Origin of the sequence: Bacteriovorax sp. PP10, from assembly GCF_035013165.1 — a bacterium.
GTDB classification, from domain to species: Bacteria; Bdellovibrionota; Bacteriovoracia; order Bacteriovoracales; family Bacteriovoracaceae; genus Bacteriovorax; species Bacteriovorax antarcticus.
This window is the reverse complement of sequence record NZ_JAYGJQ010000002.1, coordinates 845,330-866,152: the sequence shown is the minus strand read 5'-3', so window position 1 is coordinate 866,152 and position 20,823 is coordinate 845,330. Positions and strand designations below refer to the sequence as shown.

The 20,823-nt window shown below is 38.4% G+C and carries 24 protein-coding genes; 10 read left to right on the top strand and 14 right to left on the bottom strand.

Annotated elements, in window-relative coordinates; translation table 11 throughout:
• Positions 1-42: 42 nt before the first annotated feature.
• A complete protein-coding gene (gene mltA / locus SHI21_RS14160) occupies positions 43-1,209 on the bottom strand; it encodes a murein transglycosylase A (RefSeq protein ID WP_323577347.1) in 1,167 nt (388 codons plus the stop codon).
• A gap of 60 nt (positions 1,210-1,269) precedes the next feature.
• On the opposite strand from mltA, the gene SHI21_RS14155 reads away from it, so the two are divergent.
• Both SHI21_RS14155 and SHI21_RS14150 read left to right on the top strand, forming a co-directional pair.
• Complete coding sequence (locus tag SHI21_RS14155; RefSeq protein ID WP_323577345.1) at positions 1,270-1,713, top strand: DoxX family protein; 444 nt, start codon at positions 1,270-1,272, stop codon at positions 1,711-1,713.
• A gap of 16 nt (positions 1,714-1,729) precedes the next feature.
• Positions 1,730-2,095 (top strand): DUF1428 domain-containing protein, encoded by a 366-nt coding sequence (locus SHI21_RS14150; protein WP_323577343.1) that lies wholly within the window; start codon positions 1,730-1,732, stop codon positions 2,093-2,095.
• Positions 2,096-2,138: 43 nt separating this feature from the next.
• On the opposite strand, the gene SHI21_RS14145 is transcribed toward SHI21_RS14150, so the two are convergent.
• From SHI21_RS14145 to SHI21_RS14135, 3 genes are read right to left on the bottom strand one after another with little or no spacing between them, the layout of a single operon-like run.
• Positions 2,139-2,768 carry an OmpA family protein gene (locus tag SHI21_RS14145; protein WP_323577342.1) on the bottom strand — a complete coding sequence of 210 codons (630 nt, stop codon included), beginning with the start codon at positions 2,766-2,768 and terminating at the stop codon, positions 2,139-2,141.
• A gap of 1 nt (position 2,769) precedes the next feature.
• Positions 2,770-2,949, bottom strand: coding sequence for a hypothetical protein (locus SHI21_RS14140; protein ID WP_323577340.1), 180 nt, complete (start codon positions 2,947-2,949; stop codon positions 2,770-2,772).
• A 20-nt stretch (positions 2,950-2,969) separates the two neighbouring features.
• Entirely contained in the window at positions 2,970-3,221 is a 252-nt protein-coding gene (locus tag SHI21_RS14135; protein WP_323577339.1) for a BON domain-containing protein, read from the bottom strand.
• Between the two features lie 140 nt (positions 3,222-3,361).
• Between SHI21_RS14135 and SHI21_RS14130 the strand changes: the two genes are divergently transcribed.
• Positions 3,362-3,796 (top strand): SRPBCC family protein, encoded by a 435-nt coding sequence (locus SHI21_RS14130; protein ID WP_323577338.1) that lies wholly within the window; start codon positions 3,362-3,364, stop codon positions 3,794-3,796.
• Here the strand turns inward: SHI21_RS14130 and trmA are convergent.
• Together trmA and SHI21_RS14120 are read right to left on the bottom strand one after the other, a co-directional pair.
• Positions 3,779-4,876 carry a tRNA (uridine(54)-C5)-methyltransferase TrmA gene (trmA, locus tag SHI21_RS14125; protein WP_323577337.1) on the bottom strand — a complete coding sequence of 366 codons (1,098 nt, stop codon included), beginning with the start codon at positions 4,874-4,876 and terminating at the stop codon, positions 3,779-3,781. The two genes, SHI21_RS14130 and trmA, sit on opposite strands and share 18 nt — an antisense overlap.
• Before the next feature lie 45 nt (positions 4,877-4,921).
• Positions 4,922-5,965: a linear amide C-N hydrolase gene (locus tag SHI21_RS14120; protein WP_323577335.1), complete on the bottom strand. Its 1,044-nt coding sequence runs from the start codon at positions 5,963-5,965 to the stop codon at positions 4,922-4,924.
• Positions 5,966-6,164: 199 nt separating this feature from the next.
• On the opposite strand from SHI21_RS14120, the gene SHI21_RS14115 reads away from it, so the two are divergent.
• The 3 genes from SHI21_RS14115 to SHI21_RS14105 all read left to right on the top strand — a co-directional run bounded on the left by SHI21_RS14115 (position 6,165) and on the right by SHI21_RS14105 (position 6,994).
• Positions 6,165-6,533: a response regulator gene (locus SHI21_RS14115; RefSeq protein WP_323577333.1), complete on the top strand. Its 369-nt coding sequence runs from the start codon at positions 6,165-6,167 to the stop codon at positions 6,531-6,533.
• A gap of 67 nt (positions 6,534-6,600) precedes the next feature.
• Positions 6,601-6,747 (top strand): hypothetical protein, encoded by a 147-nt coding sequence (locus SHI21_RS14110; protein ID WP_323577332.1) that lies wholly within the window; start codon positions 6,601-6,603, stop codon positions 6,745-6,747.
• A 70-nt stretch (positions 6,748-6,817) separates the two neighbouring features.
• Positions 6,818-6,994 (top strand): hypothetical protein, encoded by a 177-nt coding sequence (locus tag SHI21_RS14105; RefSeq protein WP_323577331.1) that lies wholly within the window; start codon positions 6,818-6,820, stop codon positions 6,992-6,994.
• Between the two features lie 122 nt (positions 6,995-7,116).
• On the opposite strand, the gene thpR is transcribed toward SHI21_RS14105, so the two are convergent.
• The 7 genes from thpR to SHI21_RS14070 form a co-directional block, all read right to left on the bottom strand.
• A complete protein-coding gene (thpR, locus tag SHI21_RS14100) occupies positions 7,117-7,668 on the bottom strand; it encodes an RNA 2',3'-cyclic phosphodiesterase (RefSeq protein WP_323577328.1) in 552 nt (183 codons plus the stop codon).
• A 210-nt stretch (positions 7,669-7,878) separates the two neighbouring features.
• Positions 7,879-8,421: an SRPBCC family protein gene (locus SHI21_RS14095; RefSeq protein WP_323577327.1), complete on the bottom strand. Its 543-nt coding sequence runs from the start codon at positions 8,419-8,421 to the stop codon at positions 7,879-7,881.
• Positions 8,422-8,480: 59 nt separating this feature from the next.
• The gene (locus SHI21_RS14090; RefSeq protein ID WP_323577326.1) at positions 8,481-8,837 is read right to left on the bottom strand and encodes a nucleotide pyrophosphohydrolase; all 357 of its coding nucleotides are present in this window, start codon (positions 8,835-8,837) and stop codon (positions 8,481-8,483) included.
• 2 nt (positions 8,838-8,839) lie between these two features.
• Positions 8,840-10,537 carry an AMP-binding protein gene (locus tag SHI21_RS14085; RefSeq protein WP_323577324.1) on the bottom strand — a complete coding sequence of 566 codons (1,698 nt, stop codon included), beginning with the start codon at positions 10,535-10,537 and terminating at the stop codon, positions 8,840-8,842.
• An 84-nt stretch (positions 10,538-10,621) separates the two neighbouring features.
• Positions 10,622-13,330 carry an RCC1 domain-containing protein gene (locus SHI21_RS14080; RefSeq protein WP_323577322.1) on the bottom strand — a complete coding sequence of 903 codons (2,709 nt, stop codon included), beginning with the start codon at positions 13,328-13,330 and terminating at the stop codon, positions 10,622-10,624.
• A gap of 25 nt (positions 13,331-13,355) precedes the next feature.
• Entirely contained in the window at positions 13,356-15,773 is a 2,418-nt protein-coding gene (locus tag SHI21_RS14075; RefSeq protein WP_323577321.1) for a hypothetical protein, read from the bottom strand.
• Between the two features lie 471 nt (positions 15,774-16,244).
• A complete protein-coding gene (locus tag SHI21_RS14070) occupies positions 16,245-16,403 on the bottom strand; it encodes a hypothetical protein (RefSeq protein WP_323577319.1) in 159 nt (52 codons plus the stop codon).
• A 315-nt stretch (positions 16,404-16,718) separates the two neighbouring features.
• Between SHI21_RS14070 and rlmF the strand changes: the two genes are divergently transcribed.
• From rlmF to SHI21_RS14050, 4 genes are all read left to right on the top strand, one after another.
• Positions 16,719-17,609, top strand: coding sequence for a 23S rRNA (adenine(1618)-N(6))-methyltransferase RlmF (rlmF, locus tag SHI21_RS14065; protein WP_323577318.1), 891 nt, complete (start codon positions 16,719-16,721; stop codon positions 17,607-17,609).
• Between the two features lie 176 nt (positions 17,610-17,785).
• Complete coding sequence (locus SHI21_RS14060; RefSeq protein WP_323577316.1) at positions 17,786-18,484, top strand: pirin family protein; 699 nt, start codon at positions 17,786-17,788, stop codon at positions 18,482-18,484.
• Between the two features lie 25 nt (positions 18,485-18,509).
• Complete coding sequence (locus SHI21_RS14055; RefSeq protein WP_323577314.1) at positions 18,510-18,890, top strand: OsmC family protein; 381 nt, start codon at positions 18,510-18,512, stop codon at positions 18,888-18,890.
• A 306-nt stretch (positions 18,891-19,196) separates the two neighbouring features.
• Positions 19,197-19,943 (top strand): hypothetical protein, encoded by a 747-nt coding sequence (locus SHI21_RS14050; protein ID WP_323577313.1) that lies wholly within the window; start codon positions 19,197-19,199, stop codon positions 19,941-19,943.
• Positions 19,944-19,992: 49 nt separating this feature from the next.
• Here the strand turns inward: SHI21_RS14050 and SHI21_RS14045 are convergent, their stop codons facing one another.
• Positions 19,993-20,769 carry a hypothetical protein gene (locus SHI21_RS14045; RefSeq protein WP_323577312.1) on the bottom strand — a complete coding sequence of 259 codons (777 nt, stop codon included), beginning with the start codon at positions 20,767-20,769 and terminating at the stop codon, positions 19,993-19,995.
• Positions 20,770-20,823: the final 54 nt, after the last annotated feature.

Here is a 20,823-nt window from a genome sequence, read left to right as displayed (position 1 = left end):
TACGGCCGTCGCCTGTTTTTGCATAAAAATTTTAATGTTTAGCTAGCGTGGAACCAAATAAAATAGTTTTCCTTTCTGCTTCATCACGCCCGCTTTTTGTGCAGCAGGATCTCCTTCACCGTAAAATAAATCCACTCTCCCACTTCCTTTAATCGCTCCACCTGTGTCCTGATCAAAAACTAGTCTTGGTTTTCTCTCCCACGTTGTGGCCACTATCGCAGCCTCAGAATCAAATACTGGTTCTTCTATATCTAAAAATGCCAAAGCACCTTTTGGAAACAACTGCAGGTCAGTCGCAATAGTTCTTCCATCCTCTACTTCCATTCCTGCATAAGTGAGAGCTTTGCCATCTAACTTCTTAAAAAAAACATAGCTGGGATTTTTATTTAAAATAGTTTGTTGTTCTTTAAATGGCAGAGTTTTTAAATGCGATCTGATTCTCTGCATACTCATCTCTTCCATAGGAATATGATCTGTAAGAAATTTTCCAATCGGAAAATAAGCATGCCCATTCTGTCCATCATAACCAATGCGAAGTTTTTCACCATCTTCAAATTCAACGACACCAGTTCCCTGGATTTGAATAAAAAAAGCATCTATGGGATCCAGCCATGCCAGCTCTAGATTTTGGTTGGCAAGTTTATTGTTTTCATCAATATCTTTGCGATCGTAGTAAGGCACGACTCTTTTATTCTCCAGTCTTGCAGTGAGTGTCCCCAGCTTTTCTCCTTTAGGAAACTTGCTGGCAAACTTTTTTAAATCGACAACCAACATATCAGAAGGTGTTGCATAAGCAGGTTGAAAAAAATCTTTAGTTTTAGTTTTTGAACCCGGTACCTTCGGTTCATAATAGCCAGTGACCATGACATCGGCCCAGTCATCGCGGCCATAAACTTCGTAGGCCTCAAAATTTAAAGTAATATAATCCAGCCAGTCTGATTCATGTTCAAAGATTTTTTCTAACGAGACAATATAGTCTGCTTTTGGGATTTGTTTTTTACCAAAAACCATCGGGTCTTTCACCTGATTGGATTTTTTCATGACATCAATATGATTTCTTAGTGCGATAAAAAAACTTTCTTTTGAAAGGTTATCAATTAAGGCCGGAGCATCTGATGCTGGTCTCATTAAGTCTTCACGATTTTTGAGAGGCGCTCTTGAGCAGGCACTTAACATAACAAATAAAATAACTAGAAAAACCTTCTTCATAGCACTTTCCTTATTTTCACTATTAAACGAGAATAGAATAACATAAAAAGGAGTTTAGAAATGATTAAGAAATACTTTCAACCATCGGTGCAAACAAATTTTGCTTCTACTGCACTTTTTGTTTTACGCCTCATTGCCGGAATTGCGTTTATCATTCATGGCATGGGAAAAATCCAATCACCGTTAGGATGGTTACCAGCCAATGCTCCTATTCACATTCCCGCTCTTTTCCAGTTTCTTGCAGCTGTGGCCGAATTTGCAGGAGGGATTGCATGGATACTAGGGCTTCTTACTCCACTGGCCTCATTTGGTATAAGTATTAATATGCTTGTGGCAACGTCTGTGCATCTATTCGTTTTCAATGATCCATTTGTAACAACATCTGGTGGAACATCATACGAGCCCGCTCTGGGATATTTTGCAATCGCTTTGGTTTTAATGGCAGTGGGTCCTGGAAAATTTTCTTTAGATAAATTTATTTTCGGTGAAAAGAATAACAAATAATTAACAAGGAGTTCCCATGGCAACAAGTAAGTATATCGACATCTGTATGCAACCAATTCCTAAAAAAAATCTGGCAGAGTATAAAAAGCTCACAAAGTATATTGGAAAACTCTTAATTAAACATGGTGCTTTATCAAGCTCTGATTATGTAAGCGATGATGAGAATGCACAGAAGTATTCTTTTCCAAAAGCTGTAAAGATCGGTAAAGGCGAAGTGATTATTATGGCATTTGCTGAATTTAAATCTAAGTCTCATAGAGATAAAGTTTTTAAACTGATGGAAAAAGATCCCGCTATGGATAAGATTGATATGACACCGAAATTTATTGATCCCAAACGCGCAGTGATCGGCGGGTTTTCTGTCGTTGCAGCTGTAAAGTAGATTTTAATCTCCACCAGACTTTTAATCTGGTGGAGTATTTGTTTTATTTTTCTTTAGGAAGCTTTGATTCATCAATAGTCACTTCGATTTCAACACGACGGTTTTGTTTTCTTCCCTCGACAGAAGAATTATCAGCAATAGGATTGTTAGGCCCTTTACCATAAGTACTGATAACAGAGCTTGGCATTCCAGCAGCTACCAATTGATCCTTGACAGCTTGAGCACGTCTTTGTGAAAGTGCTTCATTCACACTATTGCTACCAGTATTGTCAGTGTATCCATTGATGGCCAGAACGTTCTCTGGATATTTTTTCATAATCTCGGCCATTTGATTCAGATTGGTTTTCGCCTGCGGTTTTAAATTCGCTTTCCCCGTATCAAATAGAATATCGCTTTTTAATTTTGTCACCAGACCTTGTTCAGTCCTTTTTGTTTCTGCAATGGCCTTGAGCTCTTTTGCTTGTTTATCCATGCGACCACCAGCATAAGCTCCGGCGATACCACCGACACCTGCACCAATGATGGCGCCTTTTTCTTTACCAATAAGAGCACCGACAGCTCCTCCAGCAACAGCACCTATAGCTGTTCCACGGTAAGCATTTTTATGCTCACTGCTCGCACATCCCGATAGAAATAAGATTGCTGAAATTGACATAATTAACATTTTTTTCATTTTAAAATCCTTTATTAGATCCGGCCTTCACTCGCTGACCGCGACCTTGACCTACATTTTTTTTTAATTGTTTACTGAATCCTTGAATTTGTCCTGGTGCTCTACTTTGATTTGGAACATGTTCTAAAATTCTTTTTTCTTCTTTTTTCTGGACGACTTCAAGATGTTTTTTAGATTTCATTATTAACTCCTTACAAAATGTTATTGTACGATTTTTACAGTTAACTCATTTTCTACGTCATCTACTCCCGGAAGCTCGCGTACGGTCGATTCAATGAAATCCAAAGATTCTTCTGTATCTACTACACCAGTAAGACGCACGATCCCTTCATGCACATGTACATCTATGCCACTTTCTTCTCCTAATGCCCGGTAAATTTCTTTTCTGACTTCCTCATTTGACCTACTTAAATTATTCCTAATACTAATCATTTGCCCTTTTTCTATTGTCATAATTAAGACTCCCTCCCTTAGGTCTATTGTTGATTAATTTAAAAGCAAATATGAGGCCATGGTTTTAACCAACCTTTACAGTTGCGTATTTTGCTTTTAACCACTTCTGAAATAAAATAGAGATGTAAGAAGGAGTCGTTATGAATGACAATGAACTTGGCACATCACGAATCTTAAATGCCCCAAGAGAACAAGTTTTTGAAGCTTGGACAAATCCAACATACTTGCAAGAATGGTGGGGCCCTCATGGCTTTAAAAATACTTTTAATGTTTTTGAATTATGGCCTGGTGGTGAATGGGATTTCATCATGCACGGCCCGGACGGCATAGATTATAGAAATAAAATGGTCTTTATTGAAATCATAAAACCCGAAAAGATTGTCGTCGATCATGTTTCCGGCCCGATGTTTACAGCGGTCGTCACTTTCGAGGAAGTATCGAAAGAAAAAACAAAATATTCATTTAAAATGATTTTTGGTTCTAAAGAAGAATGTGATGACATGAGAATTTTTGTCAGTGAACCCAACGAACAAAACATCGACCGACTTGAGGCGATCCTAGAATCTCTCCAATAAAACTCCACACTCCATATGATCTGTATAAGGAAATTGATCAAACAAAGCGATGCGCTTGATCTTATGAGTAGTAGAAATCGTTGCCAGATTTTCTATCAGTGTATTTGGGTTACAAGAAATATAAAGGATATGATTATAGTTTTGTACTAACTTAACTGTATTGTCATCCAGTCCTGCTCTAGGTGGGTCGACAAAGATCGTATTGCAGTCGTAACTTTTTAGATCGATCCCTTTCAGACGGTAGTACTCTCTTTTCCCGGCCATAGCATCAGTAAAATCTTCAGCAGACATACGAATGATTTGAAGATTATCAATTCCATTCACTTCAATATTGTATTGAGCTGCATCGACCGAAGGGCCAGCAAGCTCCGTTGCCAAAACTTTTCTAAAATTAGGAGCAAGAGCAATTGAGAAATTTCCATTCCCACAATAAAGCTCTAACAAATCCCCTTCACTCTTTTTTGTTACATCAATGGCCCACTCGAGCATCTTCGTGGCCACACCAGCATTGGGTTGAGTAAAACTGTTTTCAACTTGTTTGTAGATGAGTTTTTTTCCGGCCACCAACAACTCTTCAATAACAAAATCGTGGTCAAGATCGAACTTCTGTTTGCGGGCACGTCCCACCAGATTCATTTTGAATTTTGCAGATAACCTTTCTTTTAAAAGTTTAGCTTCAGTGATCCAGTTGTTATCTAATTGTCTGTGATAAAGCAGAGATACTAAAATCTCTCCACTCATAGTTGAAAGAAAATCCACTTGAAAAAGTTTATGTCTTAAAGTGTGATTAGGTCTTAGCTCATCCATTAAGGCCGTCATCATTTGATTGATCAAAAGACTTGCCGGTAGAAATTGCTCTGTGCGGATTTTTTCGTCTGCACCTTTATCGAACATGTAATAAAACAAATCCTCACCTTCATGCCACACGCGAAACTCTGTGCGCATTCTGTAATGAGAAGGTGCTGAAGCAAAAACTTCAATTTCAAGATTGGTGTAATCTGAAAAAAGTTCTTTGAGTTTTAAGCGTTTGATCTCAAGCTGAGAGTCGTAGTTTTCAGTGTTAAGTTGATTTGGATTCATGGCCGCACTATACCCAAATCATTCGAATTTGGGTAGTGCGGAGGCTTAATTACATTGAGTTTCAGAAGGATATATTGCCAGTCTTCCGCTTAAAGCGGCCGGAAGCCCCTGCATTTTGACTGACTTTTTAATAACTTGAAGATTCACCTCAGAATCGAAGTCTCTGAAGGCCACATTGACGTCCCCAGCAGTGTCACTATCCAGGTCAAAATACTGCGTAGAAGTAATACAAGAAAAATCAATTTTTACTAGATCAACTTTTCTTTGTTTATCTAAATGAGTCTGAGTTCTAAAGGTAATAGTCTTTTCATCCTGATTATAAATCAGCTGCCAGCGGTTATTTGTTGAACCCACATCTTCTAAGAAACCAAAAAGAGTTTGAACAGGATCAGTTGATTGATTAATAAATTTAGCGTTGTAATTTGAGCGAACAAATCTATCCAATGAATCTTTTGAATCAAGAACGATGGATTTATCTCCACCAAAAGTAATGAAGTCGCGGGCGTAATCAACATGTTCTTCATAAGTATTATTAGCAATACCTGAGATTGGAAGCGTGCTTCCAGAGTGAGTAACGACCTCTCCATCAATATACTCTACTGTCATACACTGATTCACATCGCATACGAAGTAATGAAGTTTTGATCCAACGGGAGACAGACGAATACTTTTTAAATCATTTGCCAGCGCTTCAATGCTTCCATAGTTATCTAATACGTATTGCATGAACTGTAGTTCATTAAACGATGGTCGTGTATCTGCTTGTGGAAAAATAGAAGACTTAAGTTCAAGAGCATCGATTAATAATCCTGCTTCATTCATTCCACCTGTTGGAAACTCTCTACCAAATTGGTTGAATGTTACACTTCCGTATTTTGAAGTCCATGTGCTTGTCACATCAGTAGGCAGAAGTTTTAAACTAGTTTTGGTAACGTTTCTTTTATTGGTGTAAACCAAACCATGGCCATAGGCCCAGTCAAAAGTGCGACCGACCCAGTGTTGTCCGTTTGGATATAAAGAAAAGATTGTGCAGGACTCTCCTGTCTGAATAAAAAAACACAATAGAATGATTGCAACCAACTTTCTCATACACACCTCTTAGTCACTATTAATACCAACCGACACCAGAATGTATATTCAAAAAATCTTTAAGAGGTCCATAAAAAGGTTAGTATGGGCCTAAATACCCCATCCTATCTCCTCAAAATAACATCCTTTTCCCCTCATAAATTAATGTAATTGAGTTACTTGACCGAAGAGGTTGCATAAGAGTTTTGAGGGAAATGAAATGGCAGCAGCACATAATAATTTAGCAAGTATTCTCGTCGTTGAAGACGATATTGATATTCGTTCAGCACTGGTTCAGATTCTTCGTATGGAAGGCCACACGACAGCTGAAGCGGCCAACGGAAAAGAGGCCTTGGAGTATATTCGCAACAATCCAAAACCTTGCATGGTCTTATTAGACATGATGATGCCTATTATGACGGGAAGACAATTCCTTGATGTGTTTAAAAATGAGCCTGACAGCTCGAGTGTGCCAGTCGTTATTATTTCTGCAGTCGCAGATCGAATCGATACTTCGGGTGCAAAAGAATTTATTAGAAAGCCTCTGGAAGTTGCAAAACTTTTAGAAGTGGTCGCTAAGTATTGTTAAATTTTCCAGTTGGCATTAATTATGCTTCTTATTTTGTATACGGTATGGAATTCCACAGGAGGGAAATATGGTACAAAGAAAAGCATCCAATTCATCAGCAAGATCTGCAGCAGCAAGATCAACTTCTAAAAAGGCCTCTGCAGCAGGTAGATCTAGTTCATCTTCATCGATGATGAACGCAAAAAAACCAAAAGCGGGATCTCGATCTCATTAAAAAACTTTTAGAACAGGAATAAAAGTCATTTGCTTTTATTCCTGTTACTTATTTTAATCAGGAGATATTTATGGCAACCAATCCTCCAAAAGGCGATGGTCATAGAAACGGGCAAGTTAAACATCGTAGTCAGGTTTACAATCCACAAAATGATAAATATGTAAAAAGGGATACTGAGACTGGAAGATTTATTGATCAAAAATCTGAAGGGAAATTTAAAGGTGTTCGCAAAGAGCATAAGAAATAATTGGACGAGTGTTTCGACACTCGCTCAATTATAAGAATTATCTTTTATGTGCTCTACACAGTCGTTGTAGCTCACTTGAATTAGTTGTCGTGCCGGTTGCTGTGGAACTTTTAACTAAGTGATTAAGCGGCGAGAGGAGAAAGATAATAAGTTTTCAGCGGCCTAAAAACAGGAAAAGCACCACTGCTAATCATTTCATAAAGCACAACTGTTTCAACAGAGAGTTTTCCGAATTGAGTAGATCTATAAGGCGAAAGTATATTGGTGACGTTCTTATGATTTCTCAAGCGAACGATAGGGAGAATTGGTTTAAACTCCAGCTCACAAAACGATGGAATTTGCTGACATAGATCCGCTTGCAGAGATCTGAGCTCTCTGGAGTTTTGTACACCAATCCACAATACTCGCCCTTCTTTTAAATTAGGAAACGCCAAAACACTTTGAAGTTTTAACTCAAAGCGTGGATGTGCTTGAATCACATTGTTGATATATCCTTCGCGATCTTCATAATCCTCTTGATTTATATCGCCTAAGCTAATTAGGGTGATATGCCACTGATCATGAGGTTCAAATCTGTGCTCAATATCTTTGCTTTTTAATCCCACTCTTAATTTGTTGAGTTGATCTTTTTTCAAAATTAAATTTTGAGCATCAACTCCCAAAAATAGTCTCATTACTTAAGTGGTGCTTTTTGTCTTGGAAATGTTTTAGTTGTTTTCACATTTCGTTCGCCAATTTCTTTTTTGTCTTTAGACTGTAGTTTCTTTTTGATTTTATCCAGTAATTTTCCCATACATCCTCCTTGGACCTTTTCATTTAACCTGCATACTAAGTGCCAGAAACTTAATAGTGTATGAAAAAGCATTACTCGGATGATAAAAGAATTAGTTCACATCTTTTTCCAAGATGGCCTTAAGAACATTGAGTCCTTCTTCGAAATCATCTTCTAATTTAGGTTGCATTTTAAAAACCATATACATGACATTGCCAGGAAAGCTCATCTTCCCTCTCATCACCCACGTAAGTTTTGTTTTTGTATCACCCTCTTCTGTGGTGATTAGAGATGACAAATTCGTCGTTTTCATTGGTTTCTCAAATCGCATTTCATAATCAATTCTTTCACCTTCAACAATCTTCTTGATCTCCTGCTCTCCTTCACCAACTTTATTATTTCCTACCCAATGAGTAATAAATCCCACTGTGCCATCCTGGCCTTTCCAATCGTATTTAACAAGACGGTCTTTTTTAAACCATGGATTCCATGCTTCATGACTTTTGGAAAATCTTATCTTATCAAAAACAACAAATCTTGGTTTCTCAATACTCACCGATTTTTCAATCACAAAATGAGTTGGAGCAATAACACCCAAAATGGCGATCACGATAATTAAAAGACCTGCCACAATTAAAGTAAGTTTTATTTTCATAAGATCTCCTGACTTTATACTATCAGTTTCAAATCAACTGCCAATAAAATGGAATTAACTTATTCGTTATACTTTCTTGAAGAACCTTTAAACTGATCAACCGGATACTTTTCAATATTCTTTTTCATCTTTTCCATGACCGCTTCTTCCAGGTTGATATTTAACTTCGAAGAAAGCCTGATGAGATAAATAAAGATATCGGCGATCTCATCTTTTACTTTTGGGAACTTCGTTTCATCAGAAGTGATTTTGTTAGAATCTTCTTCTTTCATCCATTGGAAGATTTCGACTAATTCAGACGACTCCACACTTAAGGCCATTGCCAGATTTTTAATTGAGTGGAACTGATCCCAATCTCTATCGCCTGAAAATTTAAAAACGGCTTCTTCTAGTTTTTCAAAATTAATGATCTTCATACTTATTCCTTTATTTCACGCCTTGTAAAATCGCTCAAAAAATACTCATTTTCCCCTCTGAGACCTTGCTTAATCCTATCCTTTTCCAAATTACGTAATTCAACCCGGCGGATTTTCCCTGAAATCGTTTTAGGTAAAACAGTAAACTCAACTTTTCTGATTCTTTTATAAGGGGGTAGATGCTCCTTTGCATATAATAGGATTTCTTCCGCAACTTCTTTTGTCATTTCAACGCCTGGAACCAGTGCGATAAAGGCCTTCGGCAAGTTTGTTCTTAGGTCATCAGGGCTCGGAACGACTGCAGCTTCTGCCACATATGGATGCTCGATCAGCACACTCTCCAACTCAAATGGACTTATCCTATAATCCGAACTTTTAAAAACATCATCTCCGCGTCCAACGAAAAAGATATAACCATCTTTATCCATCGTAGCTTCATCCCCTGTGCGGTAATATCCATTCCTCATGACCTCTTTGGTTTTCTCCATGTCATCCATGTAACCATCCATGAGTGCAATAGGATTAGCTGCAAGCCTAATGGCCACTTCACCATCTTTAACTTCATTATAGTCGGCATCCAGTAAAGCAATGCTATAACCAGGAAGTGGTCTTCCCATGCTTCCTAATTTTATAAACTGTCCTGGTGTATTTCCAATTTGAGCAGTCGTCTCCGATTGACCGTAACCATCTCTGATTGTAATTCCCCATGCTGCTTGAATTTCTTCGATAACTTCAGGATTTAATGGCTCACCAGCACTGGCCGCTTCACGAAGTGCACTTGGTACTTTTCCTAATTCTTCAAGAATTAACATTCTCCAAACTGTCGGTGGAGCACAAAGAGTATTTACTTTGCATTCACTTAAATAATTGATCGTCGTTTTGGCATCAAAGCGTGCGTAGTCGTGAACAAAATTAGTTGCCCCAGCATTGAATGGTGCAAAGAAGCTGCTCCATGCATGTTTGGCCCAACCAGGTGAACTGATATTTTGGTGAATATCATTCTCCTGAATTCCGATCCAGTACATACTTGAAAAATGTCCTACTGGATAACTTTGATGCGTATGTTGAACAAGTTTAGCTTTTGAAGTTGTTCCTGACGTAAAATATAAAAGAAGTGGGTCGGTTGCTTTGGTTGTAATGATGTTGTAATTATTTTTTTCGCTGTAAGCGTCTTCGTAACTGAGCCATCCTCTCACAGGAGGCCCGACCAGGATTTTAGTAATAACAAATTCATCAGAAATTTTATCCATGCATGAAGCTTCAGTGACTAAGAACTTTGCATGACATCTGCTTATCCTGTCAGTGATTTCCCCTTTAGTGGCCAGTACTGAAGTCGGAACCAGGACTGCGCCAATTTTAATCGCAGCTAAAGTCATCTCCCATGTTGCGACAATATTCGGAAGTAGTACGATAATGCGATCACCTTTTTGCACGCCAATTTTTTGCAAGTAAGACGAAAGTTTATTTGATCGCTCTGATAACTCTGCATAAGTTAATTTTGAATCGCTTTCGCCATCTCTTTTAATCCATAGAGCAGTTTTATTTGTTTCTCCTGCGTACACATCAAACCAATCACGTGCCCAGTTGAAATCATCGAATGCTGGCCATTTGAACTCTTTAATTACTTTATTGTAATCAAGTCTATTCTTAAGCAGGTAGTCTCTCGCTTCTCTAAATTTTTGTGTATTTGATTGTGACATTTTTAAACTCCGACATTGTGAGTAGATACAAAAATTGTATCTAAAGCAAAACATTCGGTACAGTTTAAAACTTTTTAGTTTTTTTTATTTTCCAGTCCCTAAATTAATTGGCATAAGCAAAGATATTTCATTAGCAGATGTTTTTCCTATATCAGCTGTTCCATTTTGTCCTAAAGATCCATAAATACCATTTCCCCAACATTTTACGCTTGAATCATCTAAAACTGCGCATGTATGCTGTAACCCGGCACTTATTTGAGTCGCAAATCTTCCGGCCCCGAAGTCCACTGCAACCAGGTTAGTTCCCATGTCAGCAGCGGCCGTTCCTTTTGAGGTTGTATTTCCAACACCTAATTGACCATTTGAATTCGAACCCCAACAAAGAACTGTTCCAATTTCTGTCAATACACATGTATGTAATGTGCCAAGAGCAAGTTGTTTTGCTTTCCTGCTACCTAAATTGACAGTAGCAAGTCCTGTCATATCTCCAGCAGCATTTCCAACCTTGGCCACTGATGTTCCAAGACCAAGTTGTCCACTACTGTTTGACCCCCAACATTTTACAGAAGAGTTATCCAAAATTGCACACGCATGTTCATCTCCAATAACAATACTTAAAGCGGTCCTTCCAGTTCCCAAATTAATATTTCCAAGAGATGACATTGCATAGCCGGTAAAACCATAATTGGAAGTATTATTTTGCCCCAATTGTCCCATATTATTTCTTCCCCAACACTTAACGTTTCCGGAAAATAAAATAGCACAATTAGAATAGACTCCACTTGAAATCGATAATACTTTTTCTCCCAGAACAATTGCACTAGCAGGTATCGAATTGGTATCAGCACTTGTTGTCTGGCCAAGCTGTCCATAAGAATTCAGGCCCCAGCATTTTACTGTAGAGTCATCCAAGAGAGCACATGAAGAATCATAACCAGCAGTGACTTGTAATGCCTTCACGTTTGCTCCCAGGTTAATATTGGTAAGTGCTGCCCCCATTGTACCAGTAGTGTGCCCACGTTGAGTATTATCTCCATAGCCCAAAGCTCCGGCAGTATTTCTTCCCCAACATTTTATCTGAGAGTCTCCCATCAATGCACATGTATGAGACTGGCCAATCGCGACCATTTTTACAATAGCATTTGTGCCAAGATCAACTTCAAGTAAGGCATTCCCCATGGTCCCTGCGACATCCCCTTTACTCGTTGTATTGCTATATCCAAGCTCTCCCCATCCACTAAGTCCCCAGCATTTCAATTTTAAATTTTCTAAAATTGCACAAGCGTGATTAGTAGTACTCTCGACTGTTTTAATTCCTTGGTGAGCATGACTTATTTTTGCCTTAGTTCCTGCCACTCTTAAAAGTCTTGATGTACGTTTTCCCATCTTGATAGGAAGTAAACTATCACCCATCTGTCCGGCAGAAACACCAATACTACTTGTATTGCCTTTTCCAAGTTGGCCCATATTATTTACCCCCCAGCACTTATGTGAACCATCACTAAGAAGAGCGCATGAATTATATGCACTGGCCGATATCTGAATCGCCTTTTTATTTGTACCTAAATCAATTGGCAAAAGATTATCGCCCATTTGTGCTGCCGAACTACCGATGATATTTGTATGCCCTTTTCCTAATTGCCCATACCCGTTGTAACCCCAGCACTTCACACCTCCATCATCTATCAATGCACATACATGATCAGATGACGCTGCTACTTGAATTGCTTTCACATTGGTACCAAGATTTAATGCGACTAGATTATCGCCCATCTCATTGGCCTGATCACCAATGTGGTTAGTGTTATTTCCAGTTTTTACTTGATAGTTTCCGTTATTTCCCCAGCATTTAATTTGCCCGTTATTTAAAAGAGCACACACAAATTCTCCATTGGTTGAAATTTGTCGTGCTTTTAATCCAGTACCTAAATTGATGGCGGGTCTGCCATTTCCCATTTCTCCAACACCGTCCCCTTTCCAGTTTGTATCACCTTCACCTAATTGTCCTGAGAAGTTAGCACCCCAACATTTTACTGAAGAGTCATCGAGTAAAGCACATGTAAGAGCAAAACCAGCAACGATTTGAACTGCTTTTAATTCTCTCCCTCCACCATCCGTCCCCAAATTTACGAATGGTAAATTATTTCCCATCGTTCCCGGCACATCACCATGAATGTCATTATTTTCGATCCCAAGCATTCCAAAATTGTTATAACCCCAGCATTTTATTTTTGAATTATCTAAAATAGCGCATGTATGATTTGAGCCTTGAGAAACTTGAAGTGCAGTGTATGGTCTTCCAGAATCGTCACCTAAGTCCACATCAGGTAATGCCAACATTTCTGCGTCTGTCATTCCTCTATTGTCTGTATCTCCATAACCGAGCTGTCCAACTGAATTATTTCCCCAACACTTGATTCGAGAATTTTCCATAATCGCGCAAGTAGAATCGCCTCCCGCAGAAACCTGTAAGACTTTTTTTCCCACACCAAAATTAATTGAAGGAAGTTTTTCCATCTCACCGGCAACATCACCCATATGGTCCCAAACAATCTGTGCAGGGTCCGCATTGGGAACAAGGATGGCCGTCTTCTGACCTAATTCTCCGTTGTCATTTTTTCCCCAGCACTTTAGTGATCCATCTTCTAAAAGCGCACAATTAAAATCCATTCCAGTGGAGATTTGTTTTACTTTTAATGTAGAAGGTTGGCTAAAGCCTGCCATTGGAAGAATTCCTCCGGCCTGGACAGTAAATGATAAGAGAATAAATAATGTGCTTAAAAAGAAATTCATTGTTTTTTATTCCGCAATTATATTATTACATGTCACTGATGTAGCTTACGTATCCAACTGTACCGGCCTTCAACATCGTAATAAGTACATGTCCACTTGAATTGCTAATCGTATTACTTGCACAAGCAGGAGCACATCTCCATGATGAAATACCAACAGTACCAGCAGAACCATCAAGAACATAGCTACCGGTATTTTGAATGATCAGAGTATAACTTGTTCCATCTTTCATATTTGTGAAAGCAACAGTTCCAGCTGCTGCATTTGTTGAAATCACATTGGCGGTAGAAAAATCGACAGCTCTGGTTGTGATTGCTGAGTATGCTGTTGTGATCGATCCGTTTTTAACTTCCAGTTTTGAGGCCGGCGAGTTGGTACCAATTCCTACATATCCCGCTGCAATGTTCGTAAAATAAACATTGGCCGAACTTGTCGTCCATTGTGAACTTGTAATGGCACCAGTTGCCGTTGTAATTGCACTCGTAACATAGTCCTGATTAACGACTGAAGTTCCAAGCATTGGAGTCGTTCGAACGATAATATCTGCTGTAATCCCGGATACTGTTAAAGGCCCAGCTAATGTATCTCCGCCAGTTTTTGAAAGTTTGTTTCCATCTGAGGTAATAAGAGCATTCACCTGTCCTTGCAATTTACCAAGTGCCGCAATCAATGTATCCGATGCTGCAATCACTGTATTAGAAGTCGTAATCGTTCCAATAACAGAACTCATAACGGCACTCGCTTTAGCTTGTAATTTACCTACGGCCACGAGAAATGTATCACCGGCCACGACATCAGTTGAAGTTGCTGTTGATAATCCTGTTAATGTTACTGCGCGCACTTTTGCACTTGTATGATACTCATTTGTACCTTCAGCTATATCTGAAGTTGTAAGTGTTACGGTTGAAGTTGTTTTACCGTTTACATTTGTAATTCCCGAAGCTGATGGAGCTACCCATGAAAGAGTTCCGGCTCCATCCGTAGATAAAACATTTCCAGAGGCCCCATTGGCATCTGGTAAGATGAAATTTCTATTTGAAGTTGTAGCAGAAGTAATTTCTGTATAAAAAGTTCCAGCAGCATTATAGACGCGCATTTTTGAACCTGGAATGGTTGAAGCTCCAGTTAATGTCGCTTGCTTCGCTGTAAGCTGAGTCTGCACATCTGATGTAAGCGTTGATAAATATCCAATTTGTGCTGCTGTCGTCGCGGAAGCCACAATCATTCCGCTTGCATCTGTCACAACTGCTTTACTCGCGTTTGCGACTAATAGACTTAATCTTGAAGGATCAATTGTGGGAGCAACTCCGTATGCTGACCAGTCTACGATTGAAGAAGATGCAGCTTTTGCATCTAACTGAGTTTGAATTAAACTCGTCACACCAACTAAATAATTAACTTCAGTTGTTGATGCTGTCGCTACTGCTATATCACCGCTAGCATCTGTCACTACAACTTTATTAGGAGTTGTTAGATTCGTCGATCCTCCACCAGCTGGAGTCACGCAGGCAAATGCTCCGGCGCTTACACCTAAAACTTGCGCTCCTGTACATGCAGGTAATGCAGATTTTGCAAAGGCCTGAACGTTTGGATCTGTTTCAGTTATTGTTGGAGCTGCGGTATTAACCCATGTCGTCCCATTGAATTTTAAAATCTGCCCATTCGTTGGAGTCGTAATGACAACATCACCCAGGTCAGTAAGATCATAATCACCTTCGGCGTGTGCAGGTGTCCCTGAGCCTATTAAAACTGATGTCTCAACTTTTTCGAAAACTTGTAATGTATGGTTCCACACGATCCAGTCACCGGCAGCATAATTGACTGCTCCAACTGTTCCTGCTTCGCTAACTATAAAGTAGTCTCCACTCACTGTCAGTGAGCGATTCGCTGGAAGTGCATTAGTTGTCGGATCCCATGTCCCGACATAATTCACACCATAGATTGTTTTTGGTTGCCACTTACCAGTAAAATCATCCCATGCTAAAACTTGTCCACTTGTTGGAACCAGTCCGCAGTTAAATGCCTTGCCGCCTAAAGTTGAGTCGCAAAGAGAAAAGTTAACTGTAAAAGTTGAAGCGGCCTGTGCGTTTGAAAAAACGAAGTCTAGTATTTTCCCTGCAGAAAACACTACGCTTGCGGTAGTGTTGGCAATAATTCTATGAACTGTTTTCGATTCAATAACAAGATTATTAACTGTGGCCCCTTCTTTAATATCAAAACCAGAAACTTTATCAAGATTATTTCCAGTGATGATAACCTGGTTATTAATGACTTCTACGTTTGAGATTGTTGGATTGAATCCATCTGTTTTTTTTGATGGCAATGTAACTCTTATTTCATTTATACATCCAAAAGAAAAAATCATTACAAACATAAAACACACAATCGTGATTTTATCTGTGATTATTCTTTCACTTTGAACAATTTTATTTTTAAGCGACATAAAACGAATCCTTAATTATTAATCAGCATTTATTTATGTATCGTTATCTAGCAACTAAACTTTAGTTACGAAAATAATGAATACAAACAACTGGCCTTCGTTATTAAAGTCTAATTCAAGTACAAGGTACTGATCAGATCAGTTAATTAAGCGCCAATCATTTGATTAAATTTAATCAGTTATAAGTATAGATCGCCTTAGATTGCCAAAAAAAGATAGCGACGATTTGTGGCAACACATCGTGAAATAGGTTGAATTAGAATGGAATTTTTTTCTTATTAAAATGATGTTTTTGAAACGAAGCTGTTTAAAATAATTTTATAAACACTCTTGTTTTTCATTGGGAAAATGTAAATCAGGCCGTTTCTATTTTATTAGAAGCTATTTTGGGAAGCTCTATTTTAAAAACTGTTCCAACACTTCCATTACTCACCACCGAGATAGATCCGTTATGTGCTTCTACTAATCCTTTTATGAGAGTGAGTACGATCCCCACCCTTTTATGAGTGTTGGTTGCTCACTGGCCACGACGAGAACTTCTTTTATTTCTTTTTTCCATTCTTCAATAATTTCATTTTTCTTTTCTCTAAGTATTTTGCAAAAACCTAGACAGCTGTTTTTTGTTTTCATGCCCAAAGGCTATCATGATTAAAATCATATAAAATCTCAAAAAAGCATAAATTAGAAAGAGTATCCCTAACTAATTTAATACGGTTATTTGTCGCCTATTCCCAATAATGAGTTTAAATAATCGCATTCGACTAATTTCATCGACCCCAATGACTGTCACTTTGACAGATAGGCCTATTCTATTTCAGCAATTTAGGGGCATTCACGAACACAACACCTGGAACTTCCCCAGAAAATGGGATGATTTTTACAGTAATTGGCCCTTTCACCAATCAAAGCTTCAATGATTGAACCAAATGTTCTATGTTACGGCCTATGAATGAAAAAACAGGTCTACACCCAAGAAACAAGCACAAATCCTCTTACGATTTTAAGGAGCTGATTGCCAGCTACCCTAAACTCACACCGTTCGTGCAAAAGAATAAATTCAATAACGAGTCGATTGATTTTTCAAATCCTCAGGCCGTCATCGCACTTAACAGTGCTTTGTTAAAACATTTTTACAATGTTGGTCAGTGGGAAATTCCGAAAGACTATTTATGCCCACCCATTCCAGGTCGCGCTGATTATATTCACCAGATTGCGGATCTTTTAACTCCCGCAAATAGTTCTATCCCTCAAGGACCAACTATTAAAATGCTTGATATCGGAGTTGGAGCAAACTGTGTGTATCCGTTAATTGCTAACAGCGAATACGGATGGAGTGTTGTTGGAACAGATATCGATGAAACGGCAGTCAACAATGCTCTCAAGATTGTAGACAACAATAAACTTTCTTCTGACATTAAAATTGTCCTGCAAAAAGATAAAACAAAATACTTCACGAACGTGATTGGCGCTAACGACTTCTACAATGTAGTTGTTTGCAACCCTCCATTCCACTCTTCAATTGAAGAGGCACGTGCGGGGACAGAAAAGAAAAACAGAAACCTTGGCCTGAAAAAAAATGTCCAGAACTTCGGTGGTCAAAGCAATGAGCTTTGGTGCGAAGGTGGAGAACTTTCTTTCATCATGAAAATGATTCAGGAAAGTGTACCTTTCAAAAATAATGTTCAGTGGTTTAGTACAATGGTTTCTAAATCAACTACGCTGCCTTTTATCTACGATGAATTAAAAAGGCTAAATGCTGTCTCGTTTAAGACGATCGACCTGGCACAAGGGCAAAAGAAGAGTCGTATCGTGGCCTGGACTTTTAAAGTTATCTAATCCTGACTTAATCAATTCATGTCTCCTTCATTGGAGACATGACCTATACCTAATCTCGCACCGGTCCAATTATCCATTATACTGAACAATGATTCCATATATTACTATCTAATAAATTATCAATAATTCCGATATACTGATTGAAAGAGAACTGCAAAAGTTAGACAGGAGGGGTTATGTTAAAAGTTAGAAAATCATCAGAACGCGGAGTAGGAGCACATGGTTGGCTAAACTCACAACACACATTTTCATTTGCCAACTATTACGATCCAAATCATATGGGTTTTAGATCTTTAAGAGTTATCAACGAAGATAGAATTGAAGGTGGCACAGGTTTTGGAGCTCACCCACACAATGATATGGAGATTATCTCTTATGTTGTCAGTGGAGCTCTTGAGCACAGTGATTCGATGGGAACCAAAGCGGTTATCCGTCCAGGCGAAGTGCAAAGAATGAGTGCGGCCAGTGGAGTTGTTCACTCGGAGTACAATAAACTTCCAGATGAACAAGCTCACTTCTTTCAAATCTGGATTCAACCAAATAAGATTGGTGGGACACCTGGATACGGGCAAAAATCATTTGAAGAAGCACTAAGCAGAGAGAAGCTGGTTTTAGTTGTATCGGAAAGTGGTCGTGATGGTTCAATCGATATTAAACAGGACGCTGATATTTATATCTCTCGCTTAAAAGCTTCCGATACTGTCGACTTCAAGATTCGTCCACAAAGAGGAGTCTGGGTTCAGGTTATTAAGGGAAGTTTAAATGTAAACGGAACTGACCTGAATGTTGGAGACGCGGTATCAGTAAATGATGAAGCATTATTAACATTCAAAGCGAAAGATCAAAGTGAATTTATTCTTTTTGACTTAGCTTAAAATAAACAAAGTACAGGAGTTCTATATGATTACTGCGACAAGGAATGGAACATTAGGTGCGATTTCAAGTGTAAGAGATCATCAGATTCTCTCAGGGACAACCAAAGAAAGTGGCGGTGATGATGAAGGAATGAGTCCACATGAGCTTCTGGAAGCTGCTCTCGCCTCTTGCACGATTATTACGGTGCAGATGTATGCTAATCGAAAAACATGGCCACTTGAATCGACTGATGTCGTTGTGACAACAGATTCAGAAGGCGCGACCTCTCACCTTACAAGAGAAATTACTTTCAAAGGTAATCTTGATGAAGAACAAAAAACTCGTCTTTTAGAAATTGCCAATAAATGTCCGATTCATAAATTGCTCACAAGTCACATTGAAATCGAGACAATTCTTAAGAACTAATTCCTTCATTATTCGGTGTTGAGGCAAGTGCCTCACACCTTTCTCTTGTCTAACTCCCTCTTTATATATGCGTCTAAAGTCTAAACAGCTGTTACAAACTGAGCATTTGTCAGCACGAATATCCCACTTAACCACCTGTTTTATATGGCCTCATTATAGGCTCAACGTTTGCAGTGCTGACTACTGTAGGCTAGAAAAAATACCCGAATTGCGTCCTCTCGTTGAGGCCGGTTTGGTTTTGTAATAGTTTAATTAAGACATAACAACAACGACACTTTTTATAATATTTGAACGGACGGAGAATTTATGAACTTGAAAAAAATGACATTCCTTTTAGCTTTAACTGTTTTTAGTTCAAGCGCATTCGCAGGCTTTTTAAAAGACGGTGGATATCTTGGAGCACACAACGGTGACGATAAAGTTAATCTTTTAGTAAAAGCAGCACCAGGGCGTGAAGGATCATTCTTTGCTGTTCTTATGAAAGACGAAAAAAAGATCTCTTTGTACTTAGTAGATGAAATCAATTCAAGCTCATACTCAATGACTCCCCTTGAAGTAACAAAAGATGGAGAAATTGGAGTTGTTAATGATGACCCAAGTTTGGTTATCTCTTCAGCAAAAAATAATAAAGGACAAGACGTTTTTAAAATCATGAGTGCAAACTCTTCTAATAATAACGGATTCAATGGATACTTTGAATTTGCAGGCAAACCATCAAAAGTGACTTGGTTAGATATTGAAGGTGGCGAGTACAAAACTTCTGAAACAAAAAATGCTCTTCAAATCTCTCAAGTAGATTCAAAAGAAAGAGAAGCAACAGCAGTTTTCTTAACAAAAAACATTAACGGAACATTTACATTAAGAGAGAAATTCCCTTCAATGTACTTGATCAACCAAAACTCTGTACTGGCAACGGGAACAAAGAAAAATCAATTGCCAAGTGCAATCGGAATTTTCTTAGAGAGAAAAGGTGCATTCGGTGGAAAGAGTACAGAAATGCTTTTAGTTAACCCAAAGAATGATACTGACATGGCCGTGTTTACAAAAAAATAAATTCTCACAGACTTGTGGTTGCCCCTAAGCCTCCACAAGTCTCTTTATCTCAAAGAATAACGTCCTTACAATTATATCTATTTTTATTAAAGTTCTTACAAGACACATAATTCATAAAATCTTGACCCATGATCACAATGACATTTTTCCCATGAGTCCGGCCTAGATAATGTTCGGTAGCATTTGCATGCAGCTTCATAAATTCACTCATCACTTTGCATTTTTCTTCGATCTGATAATCTTTGCAAATACTAATATCTGTTTCAAATTGAGGATGCTTTTTTATGAAAGCGGCCAGAGTAGGCTCTTCAAACAGGTAATCGACATTCTTTTTTCTAAACCAACCATCTATAAAAAACGAATGAGTCTCCAGCAGACAGCTGGGACGTTGAGTGGGATCCTGGCAATTATTTAAAACTAAATCGAAATTTTCAATGTGGATTGGATTGCGAGATTCATAAATTAAGTGGTCATGTCTGTTTTTTGCAAGATACTCAGAGACTTTATTCTGTGACTGGCGGACGCGATCAACAAGCTTGTAGTAACGCATGCATTTGTTGGTGAATTTAGTCATGTTAACATCAAGACGTAATTTACAAAGATTGCTAACCTCATCATCCTCAGAATTCATAATATGATTGCAAACAAAGTCGGCTTCTTTGAATGTTCTGGCATCGCAAATCAATAAGACCTGATTCATATTTTTGGTATTATGAATTATTCCCACTAATGTCACATTAGTCTTCGATCCTTTTTTTATTGAAACCAGTCCAATAACAAGGGCGACGATTGTGATGATAATGCCTAATTTTAATTTTTTATTCATGAGTGCCTAAGTTATCGTCATTCTATTCTGAATGGAATCACGATAACATAAGGC